The sequence below is a fragment of the Streptomyces calidiresistens genome (assembly GCF_014141525.1).
Taxonomy (GTDB): domain Bacteria; phylum Actinomycetota; class Actinomycetes; order Streptomycetales; family Streptomycetaceae; genus Streptomyces; species Streptomyces calidiresistens.
Genome location: NZ_VKHS01000187.1, coordinates 1 through 7,958, shown reverse-complemented (window position 1 = coordinate 7,958; position 7,958 = coordinate 1). Strand labels below are relative to the sequence as shown.

5 protein-coding genes are annotated in these 7,958 nt (G+C 73.7%); 4 read left to right on the top strand and 1 reads right to left on the bottom strand.

The genetic code is table 11. The features are described from left to right. Positions 1–171 precede the first annotated feature (171 nt). From FOE67_RS10465 to nirD, 3 genes are all read left to right on the top strand, one after another. Positions 172–1,518 (top strand): NAD(P)/FAD-dependent oxidoreductase, encoded by a 1,347-nt coding sequence (locus FOE67_RS10465; RefSeq protein ID WP_182662865.1) that lies wholly within the window; start codon positions 172–174, stop codon positions 1,516–1,518. Between the two features lie 104 nt (positions 1,519–1,622). Further along, entirely contained in the window at positions 1,623–4,175 is a 2,553-nt protein-coding gene (gene nirB, locus FOE67_RS10460; RefSeq protein WP_438874203.1) for a nitrite reductase large subunit NirB, read from the top strand. Continuing rightward, the gene (nirD, locus tag FOE67_RS10455) at positions 4,172–4,609 is read left to right on the top strand and encodes a nitrite reductase small subunit NirD (RefSeq protein ID WP_182662861.1); all 438 of its coding nucleotides are present in this window, start codon (positions 4,172–4,174) and stop codon (positions 4,607–4,609) included. Before nirB ends, nirD begins: the two co-directional genes overlap by 4 nt. Positions 4,610–4,924: 315 nt before the next feature. Here nirD and FOE67_RS10450 read toward each other — a convergent pair whose 3' ends face one another. After that, a complete protein-coding gene (locus tag FOE67_RS10450; protein WP_323384658.1) occupies positions 4,925–6,364 on the bottom strand; it encodes an endo-1,4-beta-xylanase in 1,440 nt (479 codons plus the stop codon). A gap of 194 nt (positions 6,365–6,558) precedes the next feature. Between FOE67_RS10450 and FOE67_RS10445 the strand changes: the two genes are divergently transcribed. Further along, entirely contained in the window at positions 6,559–7,578 is a 1,020-nt protein-coding gene (locus tag FOE67_RS10445) for a LacI family DNA-binding transcriptional regulator (RefSeq protein WP_182662858.1), read from the top strand. The last annotated feature ends 380 nt before the right edge of the window (positions 7,579–7,958 follow it).

Genomic DNA, 7,958 nt, shown 5'->3' with positions numbered 1-7,958 from the left:
CCGGAACGCCCCGGTCCCCCGACCCCACCGGCCGGGGGCCGGGGCGTTCGGTGCCGGTGGGAAGCGGTCGGGTGCGGCTCACACCGGGGAGGCACCCGCGCTGAGCGCAGCGTTGCCGTCGGGAAACGAGGGGGATGCCGTCGGGTAACAGCCGCCCCGCACGCTCAAGGCATGACCTCAGCAGGATCGGCCGAACCGGCCGCCCCCCTCCCCCGCACGGGGGTCCCGGACGCCGACGGCGCCCCGGCGGCCCGACGCGTGGTGATCGTGGGCGGCGGCATGGCCGGCGCCCGTCTCGCCGACCGGCTCTCGGGGCGGGCGGACACGACGGTGACGGTGCTCGGAGAGGAGCCGCACCCCGCCTACAACCGGGTGCTGCTGGCCGAGGTGCTGGCCGGTCGCTACCCGGCGGAGGTGATCGCGCTTCCGGGGCCGGCGGCGACCGTGCGGCACCGGCCGGGCGTGCGGGTGGTGCGGCTGGACCGTGCCGAGCGGCGGGTGGTGTGCGACGACGGCTCGGTGGAGCCCTACGACGCCCTGGTACTGGCCACCGGGAGCAACCCGGTACTGCCGCCGCTGCGCGGATTGTTCACCCGCACCGGACACGAACTCCCCGCCGGGGTGAGGGCCTTCCGCACCCTGGACGACGCGCTGGCGCTGGCCGACGCGTGCGAGGGGGACGGGGGAACGCGGGCGGTGGTGATCGGCGGCGGGCTGCTGGGCGTCTCCGCCGCCCGCGCCCTGGCCCACCGGGGCGTGCGGGTGCTGCTGGCCCACCAGGGTGAGTACCTGATGGAGCGCCACCTGGACCCGGACGCGGCGGGATTGCTGCGCTCCCACCTCGTCGAGCTGGGCGTGGAGGTGCACACCGAGTGCCGGGTGCGCGGGGTGCGCACCGAGCCCGGTGACCCCGAGCGCCCGGTGCGGGCGGTGGAGCTGGCCGACGGTTACCTGCTGGAGGCCGAGCAGGTCGTGCTGGCCTGCGGGGTGCGTCCGCGCGTCGGCCTGGCCCGGGCGGCCGGCCTGGCGGTGGAGCGGGGCGTCGTCGTGGACGACCGGCTGACCACCTCCGACCCGGCCGTCTTCGCCATCGGCGACTGCGCCGAGCACCGGGGCACCCTCTACGGCCTGGCGGGCGCCGCCCGCGAACAGGCCGACGCACTGGCCCGGGTGCTGGCGGGCGACCCGGACCCGTGTCCGTACCCCGGCACCCGGGCGCTGACCCGGCTCACGCTGCCCGCCGCCCCGGCTCCCCCGCCGATCGGCGCCGCCGGGGGCTCCTTCGACCTGGCCGCCTTCGGCGACCCCGTGCCCGCCCCCGGCGACGACGTCGTGCAGTTGGCCGACGCGACCCGGGGCGCCTACCGCCGCCTGGTGGTGCGCGGTGACCGGCTGCGCGGCGGGGTCCTGCTGGGCGACCTGGGGGCCGTGGGGTCCCTGGCCCGTACCTGGGAGAGCGACGAAGCCCTTCCCGCCACTCCCCTGCTGCACCTGCTCACCCCCGACGGAGGGCTGTGATGGCCGAGATGCCCGAGACGAGCGAGACCGCCGAGGCCGGCGGCACCCCCGGCGCCCCCGGCGCGTACGACTCCACCGGCCCGATCGTGCTGGTCGGACACGGCATGGTGGGCCAGCGCTTCCTGGAGGAGCTGGTCGAACGGGGGGTGACCGCGCGGCGCCGGGTGGTGGTCTTCTGCGAGGAGCCGCGCCCGGCCTACGACCGGGTGCAGCTGACCTCCTGGTTCACCGGCGCGACCGCCGAGGATCTGAACCTCCTGCCGGAGGGCTTCGCCGAGCGACACGGCATCGAGCTGCTGATCGGCGATCCCGTGGTGTCGGTGGACCGGGAGGCGCGCACCGTCACCTCGGCCGCCGGGGTGGTGCGGGAGTGGGGCACGCTGGTGCTGGCCACCGGCTCGTACCCGTTCGTGCCGCCGGTGCCGGGGAAGGACGCCACCGGCTGCTTCGTCTACCGCACCATCGAGGACCTGCTGGCCATCGAGGCGTACGCGAAGGACTCGCGCACCGGTGTGGTGGTCGGGGGCGGTCTGCTGGGTCTGGAGGCCGCCGGCGCGCTGCGCGGCCTCGGCCTGGAGGCGCACATCGTGGAGTTCAACGACCGGCTGATGGCCATCCAGGTGGACTCCGGGGGCGGGGCCGCTCTGCGCCGCACCGTGGAGGGGATGGGGCTGACCGTCCACACCGGCGTGGCGGGCAAGGAGATCACCACCGACGGGGAGGGCCGGGTCACCGGCCTCGCCCTCTCCGACGGCTCCACCGTCGACACCGACCTGGTGATCTTCTCCGCCGGGGTGCGGCCGCGCGACGCGCTGGCCCGGGAGACCGGCCTGGAGGTCGGCGAGCGCGGCGGGGTGGTGGTGGACACCGACTGCCGCACCTCCGACCCGGCCGTCTTCGCCATCGGCGAGTGCGCGAAGGCGGTGGACGGCATGGTCTACGGCCTGGTGGCGCCGGGCTACGAGATGGCGACGGCCGCCGCCCGGGCGATCGCCGGGGAGGACACCGGCGAGGGCTTCACCGGCGCCGACACCTCCACCAAGCTCAAGCTGCTGGGGGTGGACGTGGCCTCCTTCGGCGACCCCCACGGCCGTGCCGCGGACTGTCTGGACGTGGTCTACTCCGACTCCCGGGCCGGGGTCTACAAGAAGCTGGTGGTGGGTGCGGACGGCACCCTGCTGGGCGGGGTTCTGGTGGGCGACGCGGAGTCCTACGGGCTGCTGCGCCCCCTGGTCGGCAGCGTGCCGCCGGCCGCGCCCGAGCAGCTGGTGCTGCCGGCCGGCCTGGCCCCGCCGACCGCGCTGGGGCCGGCCTCGCTGCCGGACGAGGCGGTGGTGTGCAGCTGCCACAACGTCACCAAGGGCGCGATCCGGGCGGCGGTGGCCGACCACGAGTGCACGACGGTGCCGCAGGTCAAGGCGTGCACCCGGGCCGGCACCGGCTGCGGTTCGTGCGTGAAGGTGCTCGGCCAACTGGTCGACGCCGAGTTGGAGTCGCGCGGCGTGACCGTGGACAAGGGGCTGTGCGGCTGCTTCGCGCACACCCGGCAGGAGCTGTACGAGATCGTGCTGGCGCTGCGCCTGACCTCCTACCGGGAGCTGCTGGACGGCCACGGCCGCCCGGAGGCGCGGGGCGGGGAGGGATGCGAGGTGTGCAAGCCGACCGTCGCCTCGATCATCGCCTCGCTGGCCCCGACCATCGGCGCGGAGAACCACGTGCTGGGCGGCGAGCAGGCGGCGTTGCAGGACACCAACGACCACTTCCTCGCCAACCTCCAGAAGAACGGCAGCTACTCGGTGGTGCCGAGGATCCCCGGCGGGGAGATCACCCCCGAGAAGCTCATCGTGATCGGCGAGGTGGCCCGCGACTTCGGGCTCTACACCAAGATCACCGGTGGCCAGCGGATCGACATGTTCGGTGCCCGGGTGGACCAGCTGCCGATGATCTGGGCGCGGCTGGTGGAGGCCGGGTTCGAGTCGGGCCACGCCTACGGCAAGTCGCTGCGGACGGTGAAGTCCTGCGTGGGCTCGACCTGGTGCCGGTACGGGGTGCAGGACAGCGTGCGGATGGCGATCGACCTGGAGTTGCGCTACCGGGGGCTGCGCTCGCCGCACAAGCTGAAGTCGGCGGTCTCCGGGTGCGCCCGGGAGTGCGCGGAGGCGCAGTCCAAGGACTTCGGGGTGATCGCCACCTCCTCCGGCTGGAACCTGTACGTGGGCGGCAACGGCGGTGCCACGCCGCGCCACGCGGACCTGCTGGCGCAGGACCTGTCGGACGCGGAGCTGATCCGGCTGATCGACCGGTTCCTGATGTTCTACATCCGCACCGCCGACCGGTTGGAGCGCACCTCGGTCTGGCTGGAGCGGATCGAGGGCGGCCTCGACCACGTCCGGGACGTGGTGGTGCACGACTCGTTGGGCATCTGCGACGAGCTGGAGGCGTTGATGGCCGCCCACGTCGCGCACTACCGCGACGAGTGGGCCGCGACGCTGGACGACCCGGAGAAGCTGGGCCGCTTCGTGTCCTTCGTGAACGCCCCGGAGGCCCCGGACCCGACGGTGCGGTTCGTGCCGGAACGGGATCAGGTCAAGCCGGATCTGACCATTCTCGCCGGGCCGGAACTGCCGGTCCGCACCCTGGAGGGGAGCAGCCGATGACCACCGCGATCGACCGACCCCGGCCGACGGAGGCCTCCGACACGTCCGCGCCCACGGGGGTGGTGCAGGTGTGGGCGGCCTCCCCCTCCGCCGAGGGCGGGTGGGTGACGGTGTGTGCCTCCGAGCGGCTGATGCCGGGCCGGGGGGTGGCCGCGCTGCTGCCGGACGGAAGCCAGGCGGCGGTCTTCCGGACCCGCGCCGGGCGGCTGCACGCGATCGACAACCGTGATCCCTTCAGCGGCGCCATGGTGCTCTCCCGGGGGCTCCTGGGGTCCACCGCGGACGGCACCCCCTTCGTCGCCTCGCCGCTGCTCAAGCAGCGGTTCGCGCTGACCGACGGACGGTGCCTGGACGACCCGGACGATCCCGGGCGGGCGGTGGCGGTACTGCCCTGCCGGGTGGTGCCGACGGACGGGGCGGAGGAGGGCGACTGATCCTCCCGTGATCGGTCCGCCCGGCCCCGGAGCGCGTTCCGGCCCCGCGTCCCCGTCATCCGCGGACGCGGGGCCGGAACGCCCCGGTTCCGCCCGGGGGACACCCGGCGCCCGCTCCGGGCGCCGGGAGGCCGTCCGGGCCCGCACGGCACCGCCCTGTCCTGCCGTGTCGTGCCCGGTCCGGACGGATGTGCCCGGCCCGACGGTCTCCGCCGTCGGGCCGGGCACACGTGGTCACCGGCCCGACCGGGTCCCGTGGTCTCCGGGACCCGGTCGGGCCGTGCCCGGGGCGGGGCCCCGGGCACGGTGGTGGGGTCAGCTCCCGGAGCAGGCGACACCGTTGAGCGACACGGCCGGCGCGGAGTACTGCTGTCCGCTGTCGGTCATGAAGCCGAACTGGAGGGTGCCGTTGGCTCCGACGTTGCCGTTGTAGTCGGCGTTGGTCGCGGTCACCCGGTTCCCGCTCTGGGTGACGTTGGCGTTCCACCCGTTGGTGACGCGCACGCCGGCGGGGAGGTCGAAGGAGACCTGCCATCCGGTGAGGGCCTGTCGGGTGGTCACCCGGAGCTCGACCACCGAGCCGGCGTCCCACCGGCTGGTGACGTCGTAGTTGGCGGTGCACTCGCCGGTGCCCGGTCCGCCGGGACCGCCGTTGTCGCCGCCGTCGTTCCCGCCGTTGCCACCGGGACCGCCGTTGTCACCGCCGCCGGGGCCGCCGCCGGGACCGCCGAAGGCCTCCCGCATGGCGTAGTAGGCGGGCTTGGGCTGGTAGTTCTCGTCGTAGAGGTTCGCCGCGCCCTCGCCCTGGAACCAGTCGGGGATCCAGGAGTCCCGGTCGCTGATGCCCCAGACGGTGATGCCGGAGCAGCGGCTGACCGCCAGGCAGGCCTCGGTGACGGAGGCGTACTCGTTCGCCTGGCGCTGGAGCCGGGTGGAGTCGGCCGGGGTGTTCATCCGGATGTCCAGCTCGGTGACGGCGACCTCGAGGCCGAGGTCGGCGAAGCGCTGGAGGTTCTGCTGGTAGGTGCTCGGCACCTGGCCGAGGATCATGTGGGACTGGAAGCCCACGCCGTCGATGGGGACGCCGCGTGCCACCAGGTTGGAGACCAACCGGTACATCGCGTCGCTCTTGGCGTTGATCCCGTCGGTGTTGTAGTCGTTGATGAACAGCTTGGCGTTGGGGTCGGCGGCCCGGGCGGCCCGGAAGGCCTCCTCGACGTAGCTCTCGCCGAGGCCGCGCAGCCAGATGGTGTCGCGGAACGACCCGTCCTCGTTGAAGATCTCGTTGACCACCTCCCACCGATCCACCTGGCCGCGGTAGCGACCGGCGAAGGTCTCGATGTGGTTGTTCATGATGGAGCGCAGCTCGGAACCGCTGAAGTTGCCGTTGTCGAGCCATCCCGGCAGCTGGCTGTGCCAGACCAGGACGTGCCCCCACACCTGCTGGTTGTTCTGCGCCGCGAAGTTCATGAGGCGGTCGGCCCCGGCCCAGTTGTACTGGCCGCGGTTGGGCTCGATCGCCTCCCACTTCATGGCGTTCTCGGCCGTGACGCTGCTGAACTCGCGCTCCGCGATGGCGCGGTAGGTCGAGTTGTTCAGCAGGCTGTCGTTGATGGCCGTGCCGACGAACCGTCCACTGGACTCCGCCGCCGCCCGCAGGGTGGAGTCCTGCGCGGAAGCGGTCATGGTGCTCGCGTGGACTCCGACGCCGGAGATCAGGACTCCGGCGGCCAGGGCCACGGCGGCTCTGCGCACCCGTGAGGACATTGCTGTCCCTTTCTTTGTCATGCCCCCGCCTGGCTTGACTGGAACAGTTCTACGAGGGGATCCGATGGACCGTCAAGAGTTCTTTCCGGAATAATTTCGAAAGTGTTTCGGTACCCTCCGGTGGGACGATGGGCCCGCGGAAGCCGCGCGCGGGTCGCAGCAGGAGGGCACGGGGAAGCGTCATGACTGTCGAACGCAAGGTCACCATCACCGCCATCGCACGGGAGGCGGGGGTCTCGGTGCCCACCGTGTCCCGCGTGGTCAACGGCCGCTCGGACGTGGCCCCCTCCACCCGGGCCAGGGTGGAGGAACTGCTCCAACGGCACGGGTACCGGCGCCGGCCGCCCACCCCGCCCGGCCGGGCGGGCCTGCTCGACCTGGTCTTCAACGACCTCGACAGCCCGTGGGCCGTGGAGATCATCCGGGGCGTGGAGGAGGTCGCCCACGCCTCCGGGGTCGGAACGGTGGTCTCCGCGATCCACGACCGTTCCGGCCCGGCCCGGCAGTGGCTGGACAACCTGCGGGCGCGGGCCTCGGACGGGGTGATCCTGGTGACCTCGGCCCTGGAGCCCGTCCTGCACAAGGAACTGCACCGGCTCGGTGTCCCGATCACCGTGGTGGACCCGGCCGGCACCCCCTCCCTGGGCGCCCCCACGGTCGGGGCGACCAACTGGGCGGGGGGCATGGCCGCCACCGAGCACCTGCTGGCCCTGGGACACCGCCGGATCGGGTTCGTCACCGGCCCCGCCCGACTGCTGTGCAGCCGGGCCCGCCTGGACGGCCACCGGGCGGCGCTGGAATCCGCGGGGGTGCCGGCCGACGACTCGCTGATCGTGCCGGGCGACTTCTACCACGAGTCCGGGTTCACCGGCTGCAACGTGCTGATGGACCTGGCCGACCCGCCCACCGCGGTCTTCGCGGCCAGCGACCAGATGGCGCTGGGCGCCATCGAGGCCCTGCGCCGGCGCGGCCTGCGGGTGCCCGAGGACGTGAGCGTGATCGGCTTCGACGACCTGCCCGAGGTGCGGTGGTGCTCGCCCCCCCTGACCACCGTCCGACAGCCGTTGGCGGAGATGGGCAAGCTGGCCGCCCGTACCGCGCTGCGCATGGCGCGGGGCGAGACCATCGAGACGCCGCGTCTGGAGTTGGCCACCGAACTGCTGGTGCGGGCCAGCACCGCCCCGCCCGCGGGCCGGGGCTGACGGCCCGCGGGGGCGGGTCGGCACGGTGGCCGGTTCGCGCCGGTGCCGTGCGCCCGGGCGGGCGCCGCGCCCGCCCGGCCGGCGTTCGCGCGCGGGGCGCCGGGAGACGGACGGAAAGTTTCCGACCGGCCCGGAACCCGCTCGCGTCCGCGCCGGCGTCCCGGGAAGGCCCGGGGCGAACCCGCACGTCAGGGGCTCGGCCGCGCGGAGCCGCGGAATCCGTTCGGTATGAACCGTTGACACCCCGGACGCTTCTCCCTAACGTGCAGCCGCATCGGTACCGATAGTTTTCGGAGTTATTCCGGAAGGTGTGTGATGCTCCACCACGGCCCCACCCGGCGTTCACGGACCGCCGGGCCGCCCGACGGCCCCACCCGGCC